Annotated in this window: 22 protein-coding genes; 10 read left to right on the forward strand and 12 right to left on the reverse strand. The window is 35.1% G+C overall.

Features of this window, described 5'->3' with window-relative positions:
* Positions 1 to 11 precede the first annotated feature (11 nt).
* The gene (locus tag ASG22_RS06210; RefSeq protein ID WP_055982161.1) at positions 12 to 1,508 is read left to right on the forward strand and encodes a S8 family peptidase; all 1,497 of its coding nucleotides are present in this window, start codon (positions 12 to 14) and stop codon (positions 1,506 to 1,508) included.
* Positions 1,509 to 1,582: 74 nt separating this feature from the next.
* Here the strand turns inward: ASG22_RS06210 and ASG22_RS06215 are convergent, their stop codons facing one another.
* A complete protein-coding gene (locus ASG22_RS06215) occupies positions 1,583 to 2,749 on the reverse strand; it encodes a carboxypeptidase-like regulatory domain-containing protein (protein WP_055982164.1) in 1,167 nt (388 codons plus the stop codon).
* Between the two features lie 276 nt (positions 2,750 to 3,025).
* Between ASG22_RS06215 and ASG22_RS06220 the strand changes: the two genes are divergently transcribed.
* Positions 3,026 to 3,298: a hypothetical protein gene (locus ASG22_RS06220; RefSeq protein WP_055982167.1), complete on the forward strand. Its 273-nt coding sequence runs from the start codon at positions 3,026 to 3,028 to the stop codon at positions 3,296 to 3,298.
* Positions 3,299 to 3,350: 52 nt separating this feature from the next.
* On the opposite strand, the gene ygiD is transcribed toward ASG22_RS06220, so the two are convergent.
* Both ygiD and ASG22_RS06230 read right to left on the reverse strand, forming a co-directional pair.
* Positions 3,351 to 4,178 carry a 4,5-DOPA dioxygenase extradiol gene (gene ygiD, locus ASG22_RS06225; protein WP_055982170.1) on the reverse strand — a complete coding sequence of 276 codons (828 nt, stop codon included), beginning with the start codon at positions 4,176 to 4,178 and terminating at the stop codon, positions 3,351 to 3,353.
* A gap of 82 nt (positions 4,179 to 4,260) precedes the next feature.
* The gene (locus ASG22_RS06230) at positions 4,261 to 4,773 is read right to left on the reverse strand and encodes a YceI family protein (protein WP_055982172.1); all 513 of its coding nucleotides are present in this window, start codon (positions 4,771 to 4,773) and stop codon (positions 4,261 to 4,263) included.
* Between the two features lie 271 nt (positions 4,774 to 5,044).
* Between ASG22_RS06230 and ASG22_RS06235 the strand changes: the two genes are divergently transcribed.
* From ASG22_RS06235 to ASG22_RS06245, 3 genes are all read left to right on the forward strand, one after another.
* The gene (locus ASG22_RS06235) at positions 5,045 to 7,186 is read left to right on the forward strand and encodes a S9 family peptidase (RefSeq protein ID WP_055983436.1); all 2,142 of its coding nucleotides are present in this window, start codon (positions 5,045 to 5,047) and stop codon (positions 7,184 to 7,186) included.
* Between the two features lie 16 nt (positions 7,187 to 7,202).
* Complete coding sequence (locus ASG22_RS06240) at positions 7,203 to 8,297, forward strand: acyltransferase family protein (RefSeq protein WP_055982175.1); 1,095 nt, start codon at positions 7,203 to 7,205, stop codon at positions 8,295 to 8,297.
* Positions 8,298 to 8,370: 73 nt separating this feature from the next.
* A complete protein-coding gene (locus tag ASG22_RS06245; RefSeq protein WP_055982178.1) occupies positions 8,371 to 9,390 on the forward strand; it encodes an LLM class flavin-dependent oxidoreductase in 1,020 nt (339 codons plus the stop codon).
* 297 nt (positions 9,391 to 9,687) lie between these two features.
* On the opposite strand, the gene ASG22_RS06250 is transcribed toward ASG22_RS06245, so the two are convergent.
* Positions 9,688 to 10,131, reverse strand: a complete 444-nt coding sequence (locus ASG22_RS06250; RefSeq protein WP_055982181.1) for an STM3941 family protein — start codon at positions 10,129 to 10,131, stop codon at positions 9,688 to 9,690.
* Positions 10,132 to 10,173: 42 nt separating this feature from the next.
* On the reverse strand, positions 10,174 to 10,326 hold the full coding sequence (locus ASG22_RS21115; protein ID WP_185113787.1) for a hypothetical protein: 153 nt from the start codon (positions 10,324 to 10,326) through the stop codon (positions 10,174 to 10,176).
* Between the two features lie 174 nt (positions 10,327 to 10,500).
* Between ASG22_RS21115 and ASG22_RS06255 the strand changes: the two genes are divergently transcribed.
* Positions 10,501 to 10,752, forward strand: coding sequence for a VF530 family DNA-binding protein (locus tag ASG22_RS06255; protein WP_055982184.1), 252 nt, complete (start codon positions 10,501 to 10,503; stop codon positions 10,750 to 10,752).
* Between the two features lie 114 nt (positions 10,753 to 10,866).
* Positions 10,867 to 11,367 carry a peptidylprolyl isomerase gene (locus tag ASG22_RS06260; protein ID WP_055982186.1) on the forward strand — a complete coding sequence of 167 codons (501 nt, stop codon included), beginning with the start codon at positions 10,867 to 10,869 and terminating at the stop codon, positions 11,365 to 11,367.
* Positions 11,368 to 11,435: 68 nt separating this feature from the next.
* Here ASG22_RS06260 and ASG22_RS06265 read toward each other — a convergent pair whose 3' ends face one another.
* Both ASG22_RS06265 and ASG22_RS06270 read right to left on the reverse strand, forming a co-directional pair.
* The gene (locus tag ASG22_RS06265) at positions 11,436 to 11,813 is read right to left on the reverse strand and encodes a YchJ family protein (protein ID WP_055982188.1); all 378 of its coding nucleotides are present in this window, start codon (positions 11,811 to 11,813) and stop codon (positions 11,436 to 11,438) included.
* A 145-nt stretch (positions 11,814 to 11,958) separates the two neighbouring features.
* A complete protein-coding gene (locus ASG22_RS06270) occupies positions 11,959 to 14,100 on the reverse strand; it encodes a M3 family metallopeptidase (protein WP_055982191.1) in 2,142 nt (713 codons plus the stop codon).
* Positions 14,101 to 14,158: 58 nt separating this feature from the next.
* Here ASG22_RS06270 and ASG22_RS06275 point away from each other — a divergent pair, with 58 nt between their 5' ends.
* Positions 14,159 to 14,968, forward strand: a complete 810-nt coding sequence (locus tag ASG22_RS06275; RefSeq protein WP_055982194.1) for a head GIN domain-containing protein — start codon at positions 14,159 to 14,161, stop codon at positions 14,966 to 14,968.
* A gap of 1 nt (position 14,969) precedes the next feature.
* Here the strand turns inward: ASG22_RS06275 and ASG22_RS06280 are convergent, their stop codons facing one another.
* The 5 genes from ASG22_RS06280 to ASG22_RS06300 form a co-directional block, all read right to left on the reverse strand.
* Positions 14,970 to 16,853, reverse strand: coding sequence for a monovalent cation:proton antiporter-2 (CPA2) family protein (locus tag ASG22_RS06280; RefSeq protein WP_055982195.1), 1,884 nt, complete (start codon positions 16,851 to 16,853; stop codon positions 14,970 to 14,972).
* Between the two features lie 3 nt (positions 16,854 to 16,856).
* The gene (locus ASG22_RS06285; protein WP_055982198.1) at positions 16,857 to 17,378 is read right to left on the reverse strand and encodes an NAD(P)H-dependent oxidoreductase; all 522 of its coding nucleotides are present in this window, start codon (positions 17,376 to 17,378) and stop codon (positions 16,857 to 16,859) included.
* A 260-nt stretch (positions 17,379 to 17,638) separates the two neighbouring features.
* On the reverse strand, positions 17,639 to 18,442 hold the full coding sequence (locus ASG22_RS06290) for a TPM domain-containing protein (RefSeq protein ID WP_055982201.1): 804 nt from the start codon (positions 18,440 to 18,442) through the stop codon (positions 17,639 to 17,641).
* Positions 18,423 to 18,851 carry a TPM domain-containing protein gene (locus ASG22_RS06295; RefSeq protein WP_185113788.1) on the reverse strand — a complete coding sequence of 143 codons (429 nt, stop codon included), beginning with the start codon at positions 18,849 to 18,851 and terminating at the stop codon, positions 18,423 to 18,425. Before ASG22_RS06295 ends, ASG22_RS06290 begins: the two co-directional genes overlap by 20 nt.
* Before the next feature lie 2 nt (positions 18,852 to 18,853).
* Positions 18,854 to 19,462, reverse strand: coding sequence for a LemA family protein (locus tag ASG22_RS06300; RefSeq protein WP_055982207.1), 609 nt, complete (start codon positions 19,460 to 19,462; stop codon positions 18,854 to 18,856).
* Between the two features lie 72 nt (positions 19,463 to 19,534).
* Here ASG22_RS06300 and ASG22_RS06305 point away from each other — a divergent pair, with 72 nt between their 5' ends.
* On the forward strand, positions 19,535 to 20,029 hold the full coding sequence (locus ASG22_RS06305) for a dihydrofolate reductase (RefSeq protein ID WP_055982210.1): 495 nt from the start codon (positions 19,535 to 19,537) through the stop codon (positions 20,027 to 20,029).
* 75 nt (positions 20,030 to 20,104) lie between these two features.
* Positions 20,105 to 20,671, forward strand: coding sequence for a hypothetical protein (locus ASG22_RS06310; RefSeq protein ID WP_055982212.1), 567 nt, complete (start codon positions 20,105 to 20,107; stop codon positions 20,669 to 20,671).
* The last annotated feature ends 54 nt before the right edge of the window (positions 20,672 to 20,725 follow it).

A 20,725-nucleotide genomic window follows, 5' to 3' on the forward strand; every position in this document is an offset into this window, starting at 1 on the left:
ATATTATTTATATGAAAAAGAACGTATTTTATTTATTAATGCTGTTTTTTATTTTCTCGGCTTGTAACAGAGAAGATATTCAGAACAATCCTTCGAATATTGAAGTGGCTCAGAAAGATCCTTTATCTGCAAAAGAGATCAATGAAAAAATTAATGAAACGATCAAAACAAAAGGAAAATTTTCCTGGAATGATTCTTCAGATCATTTTGTATGGAGTGCGATTTTTCAGGGAAATAAAATTGCTTCAATCGGATTCGGATCTTCGTTTGACAGAAGTTTAGATTCCAATAATAAGGCGATTGAAGACGAAATTTTAGATTTAATTCAGAGATATGAAGGAAAATCAGAAAGGATTTTATTGTCATCCGATCAATATTTAAATCAAATGGATGTGGCGATTGAAAAGCAGGAAACGATAATTGCTCTTCGCAAAATGAAAAACATCCGCTATCTGGAACCTGCAGACTACCGTTATTTTGAGAATGAAAATAAATTCAACGGAACAGCGAAATCCAGTGGAAGTTCTTCAGGCTGCGGTTTTGAATCTTCCGTTTTAAATGCAGCAGATTATACAATAGTAACTCCCAATGCCAAAGCGCCCTGGTCTTTTGCAAAACATAATATTATCAATGCCTGGAGCTACAGTACGGGAGCTGGTGTAACAATTGGAGTAATTGATAGCGGTGTTTCTCCTGAACAAAGTCTGTTGGGAAGCAGTTTTAATAATGGGCTTTCTTCAGGAAGAACCATCAGTAAAAACGGAGTGTATGTAGATTCAGTTTGGCCATGGAGTAGTGGTTATGACGGTTCTGCTGATAAATGTGGTCACGGAACGAGTATGGCTTCGGCGGCAGTGGCCCCGAGAAATAATCAAGGACAACCTGTCGGTGTGGCTTATAATGCTAATTTAGTAGCATATAGAGCGGCTTCCAACGTAGTTTTAGATGGTTATCATGAACAAAACGGGGTGAAAATCGCCTTTACAGAATTAGGAAATAACAACAATGTTAAAATCATATCCATGTCGATGGGACATATTTTCTCTGTCGGAAAAATTGAAGACGGTGTGAAATATGCTTATTCTAAAGGTAAATTAATTTTCTGTGCGGGCGGAACTTCCACTAGCTTCACAACTTTTGTCGGCGTGATTTTCCCGGCTTGGATGTCTGAAACACAAGCGATCACAGGAGTTAAAGAAAATACATCTAATCAAAAATGTGATGTTTGCCATTCAGGTTCGGAAATTGATTTTACTTATCAGATGGAAAGAGCTTCAGGAAACAATATTCCGGTATTAAGTTATTACAACGGGCAGTCAGATTATGTTGGCGGTTCGTCGGTGGCAACAGCTTCTACTGCAGGAATTGCAGCATTGGTTTGGGCTAAAAATCCTTCATGGACGAGAGATCAGGTGTTGAATAAAATGAGACAATCAGCAACGTATTATCCAACTAAAAATTCGGATTATGGATATGGAAATATCAATGTTTTACAGGCAGTTCAGTAAAATATGTATTTAATTTTCTCTCAATAATAACAAAAAGCTTCCAATTCGGAAGCTTTTGTTTTTTAATTAACTTATTAATCACCCAGCTGATAATCGAGTGGAAGCAATTTATCAATTTTATCTTTTGCAAATTCTCCCTGATTGGTCAGCATACCCGGATTTGAAGTATTTCCGTCGGGATAAATTTCATAAGTATCACCTTCAGGGTGAAGAAAAGAAGTCTGTACCATCGGGATCGTTGTTTTCGCAAACTTCCCTTTTTTTAATTCATAATGATACTTTTTAAAATTAATCTGCATCATGTGATCATAATCCAGAAATAATTTCCCATCTGTTTTAGTGTAATCAGATTCAGGAATTTTGGTTTTTGTAACGGCGATTTTATAAGGCGGTTCATTTTTTTTTCTCGTTCCTATATCTAAGATGTCTTGCGGAACATTAAGATTGCTGGTTAATTTAAATGTTTTCGCAAAATCTTTTAACCTCTGTAATTCTTCTTCCGTCGGATATTTTGAATTGGGATACTTGGTAATCTGATTTACGATATATCCATTATCTGCGACTTTATTTTCATACACACTCCTGAAAAAATGCACCTGGCTTCCGTCATAGGCATTCATCCTGTTAAGTTTTACCTTATCATTGCTTTTTGTTTCTCTAAAAAAACTGGTTCCCATAAATCGGGTTGTATTATCATCAAAATTAGCAGAAAATTCCACAAGATTATAGTCTATGGTATATCCTAAACTTTTGTTTTCGATGATTAACGTCTGTGGAGCTTTTACTTTTAAAATTTTATTTTCTTTATCGTAAGAAAACTTCAGCGAGCGTTGATTTTTAATTCTCACATTTTCTCTGTCATAACCAATAAAAGAATCCAGAAAAAAATTGATGTAATTTTTGTAAGCAGCTTCTGTAAAAGGAATAATTCGTACTTCCTCAATTTCTTTAGCTTTTACTAAAATAACTTTCAGAGTTTTACCTAAAACTTCCGAAGTATTAATCGTGAATGTTTCGTAATCATCTTTCTGAAAAACAAGGCTGTTATTGTTTGTTGAGGGCAGGTTCAGCGTGAAACTTCCATCTGCAGCGGAAACAGTTCCGGTTTTTGTTCCGTCTAAATAGATATTAACATTTGAAATAGGCTTGTCAATGTCATTCAATACTTTTCCCGTAATAGTTTGTGCAATTGATAAGTAAAACGGCAGAATAATCAATAAAAGAAATATCGTTTTTTTCATGGTAAACAATATTACTAAATTTCTAGTGATAAAAAAAGTGAATATTTAACCATGATTAAGTGATTATACTTATGGCAAAAAATGAGTATATCTACGCTATTATAAGTTCTTTATGTATGGTAGCTTTGTCATGTGATCACAAACAATATAATATTGATTAAAGATAAAATTCATAATCAATTTGTATTAAAAACTAATAACCATGGAGTCCAGAAACCATTATTAAACGGGGCGAAATCTGAAAAGCCAAAAGAGTAGGAAACCAAAATATTAATCATGGCAACACAAGAATTATTAACTGCAGGAGGATGGACAACATATGGACCTCTTACACCGGAAGATCAAAAGGTATTTGACGAAGCAATGAAAGGAATTATCGGCGTAAATTATACACCAAAAGAAGTATCTACTCAAGTAGTGGCTGGTGTTAATTACCGTTACAGATGTAATGCTTCTGTACCTCCTTCAGAGGTAGTTTGGGAAGCAATTGTAGAAATTTTTGCTCCGCTTGAAGGTGCACCTTATGTTGTTTCAATTCACAGAATTTAATCACAACATTAAAACTATAAGAATCGGAGGAATTTTTCTTCCGATTTTTTGTTTATCCAATTCTCACGCTCGTCATACTCAACGATCCTGCAATTAATTCATCATTAAATAAAGTTAGATTTTCAGACTTTTCTTTCAAACCTAAAGAATAAATCAACGGTAAATAATGATCAGGAGTTGGAATGGCATATTGCAGAGAAGTTCCCTGTCTTTGATAATCAATAATATGTTGGAAATTTCCATCCAAAAGCCAGTTGTTGGTTTTTTCACGGGCTTCAATCGCCCAGTCCCAGCCGGTCCCGACGGTATTGATGTTTCTCCAGTCGATCAATCTCAAATTATGAACAATATTTCCGCTTCCGATAATTAAAATTCCTTTTTCTCTGAGTTTATTTAATCTTTTAGCTAAATCAAAATGATACTGCGGAGATTTTGTATAATCAATACTCATCTGAATGACAGGAATATCTGCTTTAGGATACATATGTTTGATTACCGACCATGCGCCGTGATCCAAACCCCAATTGTGATCTTCCTCTACCAAAACGGGAGCTAAAATTTCTGCAGTTTCGTGTGCCAACTCAGGACTTCCCTGAGCAGGATACTGAACATCAAACAAAGCCTGCGGAAAACCTCCAAAATCATGAATCGTTCTCGGCATTTTCATCGCAGTTACTTTCGTCCCCTGCGTAAACCAATGGGCAGAAATACATAAAATAGCATTTGGTTTTGGAATTTCGGTTGCCGCCTTTCGAAATCCCTGTACAAACTGATTTTCTTCAATAGCATTCATCGGAGAGCCATGTCCTAAAAAGAGAACGGGCATTCTTTGTGTATTTTTAAAATTATCGCTAATGTTTTGTAAATCGTTGAGGTTCATGAGATTTTTGATTTTAATAAAAGAAAAAGACTCAGTAATTTAAGCTTGTAAATTACTGAGTCTCAAAAATTATTTTAATTTACTATGCTTGTTTTACGAACTGTAATTCTCCGGCAACTTTTACTTCTTCACTCACCATTACCCCCCCTGCTTCAAGGGCAGCATTCCAGTTTAATCCGAAATCTTTTCTGTTGATTTTTCCTTCAAAAGAAAAACCTGCTTTTGTATTTCCCCATGGGTCAACATTAATACCACCGAAATCTACATCAAGAACGACAGGTTTTGTAATTCCGTTAATTGTTAGGTTTCCTGTCACTTCGTTATTCAAAGCAGAGGATTCGAAAGTAATCGTAGGATTTGCCTCAGCGTTGAAGAATTCAGCAGATTTTAAGTGATTGTCTCTGTCTGTATTGTTTGTAGAGATAGAATCTGTCTGTATTGTCGCAGTAGTCGTTGCATTAGCAAAAGTGTCGTCATCAGCATCAATTTCAGCAGTGAAGTTTGTAAAATTTCCTTTAATATTAGAAATCATCATGTGTTTTACTTTGAAAGTAATTTCACTGTGCGCTAAGTCTAAGTTCCATTTTGTAGCCATTGTATTCTATTTTTTATTGTTATTTATACTGCAAATGTAGATCAAAGTAGAGACCCAAATCATTGACGTAGGATAAGAAATGATTTTCATATTATTTTTTAATCTTTCTTCACAATTATTGTCATTTCTGCAAAGGAGAAATCAAAAAAACAACTTGAAGTTAGGAAATAAATTCTATCAATTCATAAATCTCAGTTTACGAATCTTTTAATTTAACATTTCTTAACGGATGATTTTTATTTCTTACTTTTGGTGGATTCAATTTTTTATAATGAAATTACATAAGTTTTCTTTATTGATGCTGGTTTTGGGGAGTTCAGCATGGGCTCAGACCCAAAAATTTACGATGGCGGAGGCTGTTAATGGTCTGAGAAGCAACCTTGCAGTAAAAAATATCTCGCAATTTTCATGGTCTAATGATGGGAAATCATACATCCAGGCGGTGAAAGGCGGATATTTAATTACGGATTTAAAAACGAACAAAAAAGATACGTTGGTGTCTTTAACTCAGTTAAATAAAAATTTAGCGGATAATAAATTCAAAGTGGTTCCTCAGATTAAATTTATCAGCAATTCGAACGGATATTTCAATACCGACGGTAAAATGGTTTGGGTTGAAAAATCAGGAAGCGACTGGAAAGTGAAAAACTCCGTTGAGGTAGATAAAGAAGCTTCTAATGTAAAAATCTTTGGTGATAATCAGACTTTTGCTTTTACAGTAAAGAATAATTTATTCATCAATAAAAATGGAAAAACAATTGCCGTAACGAATGATTCAAATGAAAATATTTTAAATGGAGCTTCCAATGTTCACAGAAACGAATTTGGAATTGATACGGGAATTTTCCCTGCACCCAATTCTGAAAGTGTAGCATTTTACAGAATGGATCAGACGATGGTGGCAGATTATCCGGTCATCGACTGGTCTGTAACTCCGGCTGTGAATCATAATATAAAGTACCCGATGGCGGGGCAGACTTCGCATCAGGTAACGTTGGGTATTTTCAATACTAAAACTCAATCAACAACATTTTTAAATATTGAAGGTGAAAAAGATCAGTATTTAACGGCAGTTACCTGGAGCCCGGATTCAAAATATATTTTCGTAGGCGTTCTGAACAGAGGTCAGAATCATTTGAAAATGAATCAATACGATGTAGCAACAGGAAATTTAGTGAAAACTTTATTCGAAGAAACCAACGATAAATATGTTGAACCTCAACATCCGTTGACATTCTTCCCAAATTCTAATACAGACTTTATCTGGCAAAGTCAGAGAACGGGATATAATCATTTGTTCCATTATAATTTGGAAAAAGGATTGGTTGCACAGATCACGAAAGGAGATTGGCTGGTAACCGATATTTTAGGGTTTAATTATAAGAAAAAAGAAATTTATTTCACTTCTACAAAAGAAACTCCGTTGGAAAAACATTTGTACAGAATCAACTGGACGAATTATAAAATGCAGAGGATAGATAATGCAGACGGAGTTCACACAGGAATTTTAAGCAGCGACGGAAATTATTTATATGATTCTTACAGCAATTCGGAAACTCCGAGAATAGTAAATGTAATCAATACCAATACATTAAAGTCTGATAATATTCTTACGGCTGAAAATACATTAAAAAATTATCAGAGACCAGAAATTAAAAATGTAAACTTTAAAGCCAACGACGGAACTCTTTTGTACGGGAAAATTATTCTTCCGACGAATTTTGATCCAAACAAAAAATATCCGACAATTGTTTACTTATACAATGGGCCGCATTTGCAATTGATTACCAATACTTTCCCGGCATCCGGAAATCTTTGGTACGAATATATGGCACAAAACGGATATATTATTTTCACAATGGACGGAAGAGGTTCTTCAAACCGTGGATTGAAATTCGAGCAGGCTGTTTTCAGAAACTTTGGAACGACAGAAATGAGCGACCAGATGAAAGGCGTAGATTACTTAAAATCTCTTCCTTACGTGGATGCTGAGAAAATGGGAATTCACGGATGGAGTTTTGGCGGATTTATGACGACAAGTTTCATGCTTCGTAATCCTGATGTTTTCAAAGTGGGCGTTGCCGGAGGTCCGGTTATCGATTGGAGTATGTATGAAATCATGTATGGCGAAAGATATATGGATACACCTCAGGAAAATCCTGAAGGGTATGCAAAGGCAAATCTTTTAGATAAAGTTCAGAATCTGAAAGGTAAATTATTAATGATTCACGGTGCGCAGGATGATGTTGTGGTTTGGCAGCATTCTATTAAATTCATCAAATCTGCTGTTGATAACGGAGTTCAGTTAGACTATTTCGTTTATCCGGGACATCCTCACAACGTGATCGGAAAAGACAGAGTGCATCTGATGCAGAAAGTGACAGATTATTTTGATCAATATCTGAAAAAATAAGCTGTAAATAGTTATAATGAGCGTACTAAAAGCAAATAGAATCCATTTTCATACGTTTGATTCGCTGAGGTTTCTGTCATTTTTATTAGTATTCTTTCATCATGCCGGAGTTCCTGAAAATAGTTTTTTGAGTTATTTTTCAAGGGGAGAAATCGGGGTGTCTTTTTTCTTTGTGCTGAGCGGGTTTTTAATTACCTATATTTTGATTGTTGATAAAATAAACAACAATGGAAAAATTCCGCTGAAACCATTTTTTAAAAGAAGGATATTAAGAATCTGGCCGTTGTACTATGCGATGGTTTTATTTGCTTTTTTTACGCCTTATATATTAGAACTCATACATTTTCCGTATTCGAATGATGGATACGACCCAAATTGGTTTCTTACTTTTACTTTTCTCGAAAATTATATGGTAATGTACACAGGGGGTCATCCGAATGTTTCTCCGCTTCCCGTAATCTGGACGTTGTGTGTAGAAGAACATTTTTACATCATCTGGGGACTTTTGCTGTATTTTATTCCGTTAAAACGTATACCTTTATTAATTGCAATTTGTTTGATTATCGCATTTGTTTTTAGGTTTATTTACAGTACGTTAAGTATTGGTCCGCTCGATATTTTAAGCAATATAGATTATTTTGCTTTTGGTGCAATTCCGGCTTATCTTTTTGTTTTTAGGAAAGATATTATTGGTAGATTAACTCACATTTCCGCCGTTTACAAATACATCTATTTTCTTGCGGTTATTTTCATGATTGCGTTGCCTTTCGAATGGTTTATTTACGGAAATTTCAACCTGAGACCCATCATCTTTGGATCTCTTTTTTCTGTATTAATTGTATCGACACTTGGTAATAAAAATGTTTTTAAAATTTCGGATAAAGGTATTTTAGCTTGGCTGGGAAAATATACCTACGGCTTGTATCTTATTCATTTGATTCCCATTATGCTGTTTCTTAAAATTGGTGAAAAATATCAACTGGAATGGTATGTCACGCTTTTGCTGTCATTTCTTTGTACGGTCGTTCTTGCCTATTTATCGTACCATCTTTTTGAAAAACAATTCTTAAAATTAAAAGAAAAATCAAGGGCAGTGCTTCCGTCCTCATAATCCGTTCGTTCTTACCATTGATCAATGCATCTGAGTTTTCATTATCTTAATTTTGTGATATAAAATCAACAATATGGAATTAGGAATTGGAATGTTTGGCGACTTAGGATTCGACCAGACAACCGGAAAATATAAAGATGCGGGAATAAAGATCCGTGAGATTCTTGAGCAGGTAAAATTCATGGATGAAGTAGGTATTGATGTTTTTGCCATGGGAGAACATCATCGACCTGATTATGCAGTTTCGTCACCGGAGATTGTTCTGGCTGCGGCTGCAAGTATTACCAAAAATATCAAGCTGGCAAGTGGTGTAACGGTTTTAAGTTCATCTGAACCAGTGAAAGTTTATGAAGATTTTTCGACATTAGATTTGATTTCTGATGGTAGAGCTGAGGTTTATGTAGGACGTGGAAGTTTCATCGAATCTTTCCCGTTATACGGATATTCTTTAAATGATTATGAGCAGCTTTTCGATGAAAAATTAGAATTATTATTAAAAATTAATTCAGAAGAAAATGTTACCTGGTCAGGAAAACTTCGTGCGCCGATGCAAAATCAAACAGTGTATCCGAGAGCAAAAAACGAAGGCAAACTTTCTATCTGGAGAGCTGTTGGCGGAACTCCGCAATCGGTTTTAAGTGCTGCCAAATTAGGAATGCCTTTGGTGGTGGCAATCATTGGTGGAATGCCGATTCAGTTTAAAAACTTAATTGATTTTTACAGACAGGAATATCAGAAAGCAGGTCACGACGTAGATAAAATGCAGATTGCCATTCATTCTCATACTTTTGTAAGCAATGATCCGAAAGTTATCGATGGCTATTTTGAAAATTATAAGTCTCAAATGGACAGAATTGGTTCTGCAAGAGGTTGGGCTCCTTTCACAAAGATGCAATATGAGGGCGGAAGAAGCAAAGACGGCGCATTATTTATCGGAAATGCTGAGGAAGTGGCAAGCAAGATTAATTATATGAAAGAAATCTTTGGGATTACAAGATTTATCGGGCATATGGACGTGGGAGATCCTTCTCACGAAACCATGATGAAATCCATCGAACTGTTCGGAAAAGAAGTAAAACCTCTGATTAAATAAACAAAAATAACCCTCCGCTGAAATTTCAACGGAGGGTTTTATTTTTAATCTCAAGCTATCAATTTATCAATTTATCTTGTGTTGAATGTAGCCATAAAGTCTGTTGAATTAAAACAGATTGTTTGTAGAGAAACAGAAATATGTTTGAGTCGAAACAAGTTGTTTGAATTAAAACAGAAGGCTGATTTAGACCGAGCAGAATGTTTAAAATAAAACAGAATTTGATGTTAATTAAAACATGATGTTTATATTAAATCATGATTAAAGAAATGCAGAATCAGCTTTTTTATTGAAAAATTATCTGCCAGATTGGGCTTTATATTCATTCATTATTTCTGCCAGCTTTTGCGCGGGCATTCCGTATGTATCGGGAAAAGCGCCTGTTTTGGATTTCAGTTTTGAGGTATCGATGTATTGATTATTAAATTCGATAATGACCATTTTTGTAATAGCAATTCTTTTCACAGAAAAACCGGTTACGACTTCCCACGGGATAAATGTTGATCTGAACATCGTTCTCATTTCAAATCCTTTTTCGCTTATTTTAAGATAAGAAGAATTCGGAATTAAATTAATGATAAAAACAGTAAGGCAGATTCCGAAGAAAAATGCCGGAAACAATCCTAACCAAGAGCCTCCTCTAATGATGGAAATTCCTAAAATAACAAAAACTAGACTTGCGATTGCCAGAATAATATGTTTTAATTTGCCGGGATAAAATGTTACGGGTAATTTTTGCATAGTGATTTAAAAAGACAAAAATAATTAACTTTAATTTAGATTTTATAATTTGTTGTCGTCTTTTTTTGCTTTAAAATCTTCCCGAATCTGTTTTAAACGTGCTTTTCTTTCTGCTTCCGCATTTTGTATTTTACGTTTTTTATTGTCGATTTTCTTTTTATGTGATTTTCTGTTTGCATCTGTATTTCTACTCATCTCAACTTTTTTTGAATTTTACTTTTACAGCTTGGCTAAATTAATATATTCTTTAGAGAAAATCTGTATTAAGATTAGAATTAGATATATCAGAGATGTTTTTAATGAAATACAATTTGAGCAAAAATCTGTTACGTTTTAGTTTAGCAAAGAAATATTTATCTTTACAAAATTATGGAACAGCAATCTAAAGATCCCTTACACGGAAAACGACTTGATGCCATTCTTGAGGAATTGGTAGATTATTACAACGGATTTGAAAAGTTGGGAGAACAGATCAACATCAAATGTTTCACCGATAATCCAAGTATTAATTCGTCGCTGAAATTTTTGAGAAAAACCGATTGGGCAAGAGCAAAAGTTGAAAGTCTGTATTTATATGTTTTAAGACAGAAAAAACGAGACGAAACAAAAAACGGGAGATAAAAATAGTATGTTTTAGATTCTTCTTTGCAGTTGTTTCTTCAGTCAATAATTTCAAAAGCAGTATATTTGCACCATCAATCGTGAAAAAGAAATCACGAAAAAAAAGAAAAAAATATGACAATCGAAAACAATCATGTTGTAGCTGTAAAGTATATCCTTCATACAATTGAAGAAGACGGTAGCAAAATTCTTGTAGAAGAAACAACAGAAGAAAACCCACTTGCATTTTTATACGGAAGAGGAATGATGATTCCAAAGTTTGAACAAAATATCCTTGGTTTGAAAGCTGGTGATAAAGCTGATTTTGTAATTCAGCCGGAAGAAGCATATGGTGAAAAGCAGGATGATGCTATTGCACAATTGCCAATTGATATGTTCAATGAAGCTGGAATTCCGCCTGTGGGAGCTATTTTGCCTTTATCTGATAATGAAGGTAATAATTTCCAGGCATTTGTAGTAGAAGTTACGCCAGAATTTGTTGTGGCAGATCTTAATCACCCAATGGCTGGTAAAGTGTTGGATTTCCAAGTGGAAGTTTTAAGCACTCGTCCTGCAACAGAAGAGGAGTTATCTCATGGTCACGCTCACGGCGTTGACGGAAATGAAGCTCACTAAAAATATTTTTTTTAAATATAAATGTCCGATTTTTGTCGGGCATTTTTTTTGATTTCCATTTTGATTATTTAATCTAAAAATTCTCCACTCACGTAATACCAACGGTTCTGAATCATTTTGAATGTGGATAACTCATGATGAATTTGTTTTTGTCCGTCTTCATCAGTGTAAAAAGCTTTGAATTCCACTTTATTCATGGATGGTTTGTTTACAATTTCCAGTTTTGTCCACTCATTGATTTCTCCCCATTCCTGCAGATCTTTTGTATTGTGAAACTGTCTTTTGCCCGGCGAAGTTGTTTCCATTAAATATTTTCCATTCGGAATCGCAAATGCAGAAAACCTCGAACGCATCAAGGCTTCAGCCGTCGGAGCATTTTTCTCACCCATATGATAAGGTTTGCAACATTCTTCGTAAGATTTTCCTGAACAGCACGGACAATTCATTTTTCTAGATTTTAAAGCACAAATTTACAGGAATATTTTTTCATAAATAATATAAAGCTTCCATCAATAGAAATGGGCTTTAGCCCAAAACTTAAATATAATTTTAACACAAAAAAAGCATTCAAAAAATGAATGCTTTTAAAATTTATTTAATAAAACCTCTGCTTCTCAACAACGGTTTAATATCCGGATCATGTCCTGTAAAATCTCTGAACGCCTGATTAAGATCAACAGAATTTCCTACCGACAGAATATATTTTCTGAAACGATCACCGTTTTCTCTTGTCAATCCACCGTTCTTTGAAATCCATTCCCAAGCGTCATTATCCAATGTTTCAGACCATAAATAAGCGTAATATCCTGCCGAATAACCGCCGCCCCAAATGTGTGCAAAATAAGGAGTGTGATATCTTGGAGGGACAGTTGCCAACGTAAATCCATGTTTCGCTAACGATTGTTTTTCAAAATCTAAAACAGGAATCAATTGACTTTCGTTGGTTACCGTATGCCAATCCATATCCAATTCAGCAGCAGAAACCAATTCGGTTGTCATATAACCTTGATTGAATGTTGCCGCTTTTTTAATTTTATCAACTAAAGTCTGAGGAATCGGCTGCTTTGTTTCGTAATGAAGTGCATAATTTTTCAAAACAACAGGATCCAAAGCCCAGTGCTCATTGATTTGTGACGGAAATTCAACAAAATCTCTCGGTACATTGGTTCCTGAAAGTGAAGGATATTTCTGGCTTGCAAACATTCCGTGGATTGAGTGACCAAATTCATGGAAAATTGTTGAAACGTCATCATAACTAATTAAAGAAGGTTTTCCCGGAGCAGGTTTTTGATAATTGTAACAGTTGACAATGACAGGTTTTGTTCCCAATAGGTAAGACTGTTCCACAAAATTACTCATCCAGGCTCCTCCATTTTTAGAATCTCTGGTGTAGAAATCTAAATAGTAGATCGCAATAGATTTTCCGTCATGATCGAAAACTTCGTATGTTACAACATCCGGATGATAAACAGGAAGATCTGTTCTTTTTTTGAATGTTAATCCGTAGAATTTTTCAGCAGCGAAGAAAACTCCTTTTTCCAAAACGGTTGTAATTTCAAAATAAGGTTTGATTTCACTTTCATCCAAATCAAATTTCGCTTTTCTTACCTGTTCCGCATAAAAATTCCAGTCCCAAGGTTCAACTTTAAAACCTCCTTTTTGCTGATCGATCAAATCCTGAATATCTTTCGCTTCACGTCTTGCCGTTTCTACTGCAGGCGTTGCAATTTGATTCATTAAGTTGGTTGCAGCTTCCGGAGTTTTTGCCATCTGATCCTGCAATTTCCATTCTGCGAAACTTTTTTTGCCTAAAGTCTGAGCTTTTTTAAGTCTTAATTTAGCCAATTTTTCAATGGTTTCTCTCGTGTCGTTTCCATCGCCTTTTTCAGCTCTCAACCAAGATGCTTTGAATAATTTTTCTCTTGTCGCTCTGTTTTTAAGGTTTTGAAGAAGTGGTTGCTGCGTTGTATTTTGTAAAGCCAGTAAGTATTGACCAGATTTTCCTGCATTTTTTGCATCACTTGCTGCCGCTTCAATTTCATCTGCTGAAAGTCCTTCCAATTCTTTTGCATCTGTAAAGAAAACGCCGCCTTGCTTTCTCGCTTCCAATAATTTGTTGGAATATTGAGTAGAAAGCGATGCTAATTCCTGATTGATCTGCTTTAATTTTTCTTTGTCGGCAGAAGAAAGATTGGCACCCGCAATCTCAAAATTCTGCTTATAATATTGTACCAATCTTTTACTTTCAGAATCCAACCCGTTTTCAGAAATAGATTTTATTCTTTTGTATAAGTTTTCATTTAAATACATTTTATCGGAATGTCCTGCAAAAATAGGAGCATATTCTTCGTCTAAAGCTTGTAGAGTAGGATTTGTATTTGCACTCGTCAGATTAGAAAATACAATCGTTGCTCTTTTCAGAACTTCACCACTTTTCTCCAGTGCTACGATCGTATTCTCGAAAGTCGGAGCTTCAGGATTGTTGGCGATTTTTAAGATTTCGGCATCGTGCTGTTTTAGTCCAAAATCAAAAGCAGGTTTAAAATGTTCATTTTTAATTTTATCAAACTCAGGCGCTTCATATTGAAGTTTGCTTTTCTTCATTAATGGGTTTGATGAAAGGGAAGCATCCGGAGCCGGAACTTCCTGTTTTGTATCGGTGTTTTTCATTGTAGTACATGATTGATTAAGTGCTAATGCAGAAATTAATAATACCGATGTAATATTTTTCATAAATTAGTTGTTATTAAAAGTATAAAGATATAAAACTTAAATTATAAAATTAATACGCATGAAATCGACCACTATTTTTATTTTTTCAGCCTTTGCTCTTTTGGCATCATGTGACGGAAAACATGATAACAGAAACAAGGATAATTGGGTTGACAAAGTTGTGAGTAAAGACAACGGCCCTTTAAAGCAAAAAGAAATCACAGGAGATTTTGATGAAATTGAGGTTTCTCAGGCCATTAAAGCAGAGGTAATAAAATCAAATGTTGAAAAAGTAGTGATTTCGGCTCCTGAAAACATTATTGATGAAGTGTTGGTAGATAACAGCGGAGGAAATCTTCATATCCATTATAAGCAGGGAATCCGAGTGATGAATAATCATAATGTTTCTGCAAAAATTTATACCAGAGATTTTACTAAGCTGGAAGCCAATTCGGCAGCAAGCATTACGGTAAAAGACAAATTTATTCAGGATAAAACAGAGGTTGAAGCTTCAAGTGCAGCAAGTATTTCGGGAGATTTAGAAGCGAATAAAATGGATATAAATGTAGGAAGCAGCAGCAGTTTCAACGGAAAAATATGGGCGGTTGATTTGGATATTGAAGCATCGTCAGCAGCAAGTATTACCGTTACCGGAAAAGCTAAAAATGTTGATATAAGTGCGTCTTCAGGCAGTAGCATTTCTGCAGATGAGTTTGTTGCAGATCATCTGAAAGCTGAAGCATCAAGCGGATCAAGTGTTGATGTAGCCGCTACAACGACGATAAATGCGGAAGCTTCTTCAGGCGGAAGTGTGAATGTTAAGAAAAAAGGAAATGTAACTTCTGTTTCAAAAGAAGAAAGCAGTGGCGGAAGTGTAAGTATTGACTAAATTAATCGCGGGTTTCCTCATCTTCTTCGTCTGCAGATGGGGAATCTTCCCAATTTTTATTATCGAAAGTTAAATTATCATAAGCTAATAATTCCTCCTCTCTCTGGAGGATTTCCCTTGTTGTAAATAAGTGAATTTCATCATCATCATCTGATTTGGCTAATTTTCGGATGGAAGCTTTATCAATTGCCATAAATCTTTGTCCTAGACGTCTTGCTGCATATTTCCGCATTCCTGTTTCATGAAGAACGTCAACAGCCATATCAACGGCGGTTCCCAATGTTTCACGATAAATATTATTAATTCCATTGTTGAGGTATGAATAGGCATCAATCCTGTTTTTAGCCCTAACAAAGATCTTTACTTCGGGATAATGTTCACGCACAACATCAGCAATGAATTTATTATCAGCAGGATCATCAAGACAAAGAAGAAGGATTTTTGCATCTTCAATACCGGCTGCGCGCAAAGTTGGAATCTTTGTGGCATCACCGTAATAAACTTTAAAACCATAACCCCTTAATAATTTTACACGGTCAGAATCTCTATCTAAAACGGTTGCTGAGATTTTATTGGCTTTAAGCAAACGCCCGACCGTACTTCCGAAATGCCCAAAACCTACAATGATAATTTTTTTCTGAGAAATATTATTGTCAAGAATATTGAAATCATTTTGTTCGTCAGGGACTTCTTTAATAAATGTTGGTGTAATTACTTTATCGTTAATAATTAAAAGAATGGGAGTAATACACATCGTAATTGCAGTGACTGCCATCATCTGTGCATTCATTTCAGCACTGAAAAGGTAAAGGTCTGAAGCGTAATTGATTAAAACAAATGCAAATTCTCCCACCTGCGAAAGGGCAAATGCATAGAAAAGACTTTGAGAAGTATCTATTTTAAAAAACTTTCCGATAGAATATAGAACAGTAAATTTTACCGCTAAAACCACAAATACCGTACTGAAAATAAACACAGGATCTTCAGCAATTACATTAAAATTCATGGTAGAACCAACACTTACGAAGAATACCGCAAGCAATAATCCTTTGAACGGATCAATCTGCGCTTCCAGTTCGTGGCGGAATTCGCTGTTGGCCAACATTACTCCGGCAAGGAAAGCTCCTAAAGCGGGGGAAAGCCCGATAGCTATCATTAATTCTGAAACTCCGATTACTAAGAATAGGGAAGATGCCGTCAAAAGCTCTGTCATTCCTGATTTTGAAACATATCTTAAAAAAGGAACAAAAACATATCGTCCTAATAATATTAAAATGATAACTCCTAAAAGCACCGTTCCTGCCTGCATCCATTCGGGAAGTGTCTGGATGATAATCTGTATCTCGTTGTCGTTGTGTCTTGTTTTAAAGTTGGCTACCAAGGGCAAAATTGCCAAAATCGGAATTACCGCAATATCCTGAAATAAAAGGGTAGAAAACGAAGCTTCTCCCGCCAGTGTTTTCAGATTATTTTTCTCCTGAAGAGTTTGTAAAACAATCGCTGTGGAAGAAAGTGCAAAACACATGGCAATGGCAAATGCTTTGTCGATTTTCCAGTCTGCCCAGATGAAAATTAAAAATAATAATGAAATCGTCAGCAACATTTGAGTCAAACCAAGCCCGATAATTTTCTTCCGCATTTCCCAGAATTTCCTCGGCTCTAATTCGAGTCCAACCAGGAATAAAAGCATGATTACCCCAAATTCGCTGGCGTGCATGATGTCGTTTACATCTTTTCCTGTCAGTTTTAACACGTAAGGACCGATGATAATTCCTCCTGCAATATATCCGATCACAGAACTTAACCCAAATTTTCTCGCCAACGGAACCATAATAATGGCAACGCCCAGGAAAATGAGTGTATTCATTGCTAAAGTAGATTCCATGTTTTATTTTTTGAGAAGTTCTACAAATTCTTTTTTATGTAAAACAATTGCTTTTTTTGATAGTTTACTGGCTTCGTATACGATTTTGATATTTTTAATATCAGCTTTGAAAACATTCAGACAAGTGATTAATCCGCTGATGAGTTCTTCAACGGTGTATTTATACGTACCTTCTTCGGTAAACGATTTTTCTTTTCCACCAGTAGTTACAAGGATATAGACTTCTTTGCCTTCCAACGGATTATCTTCTCCCAGCTGCAGCCAGTTGCGGTCAAATACTTCATCAATCCACAATTTCAGTAAGGGTGGAATTCCGAACCAGATGATCGGAAACTGGAAAATAAATCGGTCATAATTTTTTAATCTTTTTCTTTCTCTGAAAGCGGCAATATGAAAATCCGGATATTCTTCGTAAAGATCCCGTAAGGTAAAGTGCTGATGACGAACATAGAAGTTGATGAGCTCTACATTGGAGTTGGAATGCTCTAAATAGGGATGTGCAAAAACTACTAATGTCTTCTTCATAAACCTGTTTTGAGTAAATTTAATGAAAAATTTTTGAATAAAAGATAGTTTTTGAGGTGCTTTACTAATTTTTTAGTACAGATAATTCAATTTTAGGTTAATTTATATCAAAAAAATGATATGAGTTTAAGTTTTTAGGTAAATTTTATCAGTTGCTAAAATTTTTATCCTGCCTTTTTTTATTCTTATTGAATATTTAGCATGATCTTTAGTTGACAGAGTGTAAATAGATTCTGGACATATAAAACTGAATTTAAAGACTACCATCCTCCCGAAGCACCTCCGCCGCCAAAACTTCCGCCACCGCCGAAGCCTCCAAATCCGCCACCGCCGCCAGAACTTCCGCCGCCAAAGCCACCTCCGAAACTACCGGGAAATGGAAAGAATCCTCCGGGATAATTTCTTCTGCCTCTTCTGGAAAGAATAATGTCGTCGTCATCGCTGTTTCCGCCTCGTCCTCCACCTTTGTTTCTAAAGAGAATGATGATCACAATGAAAATAACAAAGGCAATAAAAAGAATTTTAATAATACCTGTGTTACTATTCTGTGGATTGTTTAAGGGTTTAAATTTCCCCTGAACAGCCTCTATGATCGCAGAAGTACCACCATTAATTCCTTCATACCATTTTCCTTGCTTGAATTTTGGAGTAACGATATAATCTAAAATCTGCCCTGCTACAGATGCGGTTAAATATTGCTCAACTGCTCTTCCTTGCTGGATCGACATGGTATGATCTTGTGTGGCAATAAGAAAAACGACTCCGTTATCAACATCTTTTTTTCCGATTCCCCATTTTTCCCCAAACATGGTGGCAAGAAAATTAATGTCTTCTCCTTTTGTTGACGGAATGATAATAACTTCAATTTCCGTTGAGGTAGAATCTGCAAAAGCAATTAGTTTTTTATTGAGATTATCTTTTTCCTGAGCGCTTAAAAGATTGGCTTCATCAAAAACGGGATATAAAACAGCCGGCTTTTTGGGTACGGTGTATTGTGCTGATACAAAAGTGTAAAAGCAGATCAGTAAAAATGAAAAAACTATTTTAAGAGAACGTAATTTCATTGGGAAGTTGATTGGGATTTTCTCCTGTAACAGGAAAATATTTTTTTAATTCTAATCCGGTTTCCAGAATTCCGCTTTTTAAGGCTTTGTAGTAATTTCCTTTGGTAAATTCAGAGGTAATATAGTCATGCAGATGATCCCAATACGATTGGTTTACTTTTTTATGAATTCCTATATCACCGATTATGGTAAGGTATTTCTGTTCAAAATTCACATGAAAAAGCACGGCATTTCTTTCTTCGGTTTTGTTTAAACATAATTTTTCAAAAACTTTAAACGCCGTTTTAGCATTGTCATTATCAGTATTTGAATCTATATGCACTCTGATCTCGCCGGTAGAATGTTCCTCTGCTGACTGAATAGCTTCCACGAGGGAAGCTATCTGCTGATTTGTTAGGAAATTGCCCATTATTATTCAGTAAAAACCGTTGGTGCTTTTTCTGCACCAGCTTCCGCTTTGAAGTAAGGTTTTTCTTTGAAGTTGGTAAAATTCGCCAAAATATTATTCGGGAAAGTTTTTATTGATGTATTGTAATCCTGAGCAGCATCGTTATAATAAACAGTTTCTGTTCTGATGCTGTTTTCTATCGCGATATATTCTCTTTGGAAATTGATGTATTGTTGATCTGCCTTTAAATTAGGATAAGATTCCACCACTGCCATCAATCTGCTTAATGAACCTGACAATTCGCCCTGTGCAGCTTGAAATTTCGCAAGATCCTGTTCCGTCATATTCGTAGGATCTATATTTATTGAAGTTGCTTTCGCTCTGGCCTCTACAACCTTTGTCAAAGTTTCTTTTTCAAAATTAGCGTATGATTTTACCGTTCTTTCCAAGTTAGGAATCAGATTGGCTCTTTTCTGATATACTGTTTCTATATTCGACCACTTTTTGTTGACAACCTGTTCTTTTGAGACAAAATTGTTGTAGCCGCTTTTCCCCCAGAAGAAAATAACTGCGACAATAATAAGAAGAGCAATACCGATGGTTCCGGCGCTCAAACAGCCCTTATTTTTCATAGTTTATTTTTTAAAATTCTTGTGCTAACCAAATATACAAATTATGTGCTAATTTTGTAAAAAATAATTTTAATGACAACAATAGTGGTGGCAATGGGAGAAAAGAATGAAATTGGTTTTGAAAACCAATTGCTTTGGCATCTTCCGAAAGATTTGAAACACTTTAAAGATCTTACATCGGGACATCCGATTATTATGGGGAGAAAAACGTATGAAAGCATCGGAAAAGCACTTCCTAACCGTACCAACATTGTTGTTTCTAAAAAGAAAAACTGGTTTGAGGAAGGTATTCTTATTGTAGGAAGTATTAAAGAAGCCATAAAATTTGCCAAGAAAATAGATGAACAGGTATTCGTTATTGGTGGCGGAAATATCTATGCACAAACGATTGATATTGTTGATAAACTTGAAGTAACGTTAGTAAAAGCAGATCTTAAAGCTGACACGTATTTCGCAAAAATTGATCTTAAAGTTTGGGAAAAAGTAAGCGAAACTTTTCATGAAAAAGACGAAAAAAATGAATATGATTTCTATTTTCAAACCTATGAGAAAATTAAGAGTGAATAGTTGTGAGAATTCTAGCATCTTACTTCTAGCTTCTAATATCTAAATTATTTATCTTTGCACCTTTAAAATTTAATAATGAATAAATACATAAAAATTGTAGTTGCGGCAGTTCTTATACTTTTGGGACTTTATATGATGATCTTCACCAGAAATTTGGGGTGGGGAATTGTAATTTTCCTTTTAGCATCATTGCCTATTTTACTATTCTTTAAAAATGAATATATCCTTTTGGCTTTCTGGCAATTAAGAAAACAAAATATGGAAAAAGCCGGAGAATGGCTTACCAATATTAAGAATTATCAATCTCAGCTTCACCAATCTCAATATGGATATTTTCATTATTTAATGGGATTAACGCAAGCTCAGGATCATCCTACGAAAGTCGAGCCTTTTATGAAAAAAGCTCTTGAATATGGTTTAAATATGAAGCATGACAGAGCAATGGCGACTTTGAATTTAGCTGCAGCAGCGATTTCTAAAGGAAGAAAGCAGGAAGGTCAGAAATTATTGGAGGAGGCAAAAAGACTGGATAGCGCAGGAATGATGACCGATCAGATTAAAATGATGAAAGATCAGTTGAAAATGCCAACAATGCAGAAGCATATGCATAATCCTAATATGAGAAACAGAGGGAAATTCTAAGAAATATTTAATTGGAAATATGAATGCACTTGAGAAATCAGGTGCATTTTTTAT

Origin of the sequence: Chryseobacterium sp. Leaf405 (genome assembly GCF_001425355.1) — a bacterium.
Classification (GTDB): Bacteria; Bacteroidota; Bacteroidia; order Flavobacteriales; family Weeksellaceae; genus Chryseobacterium.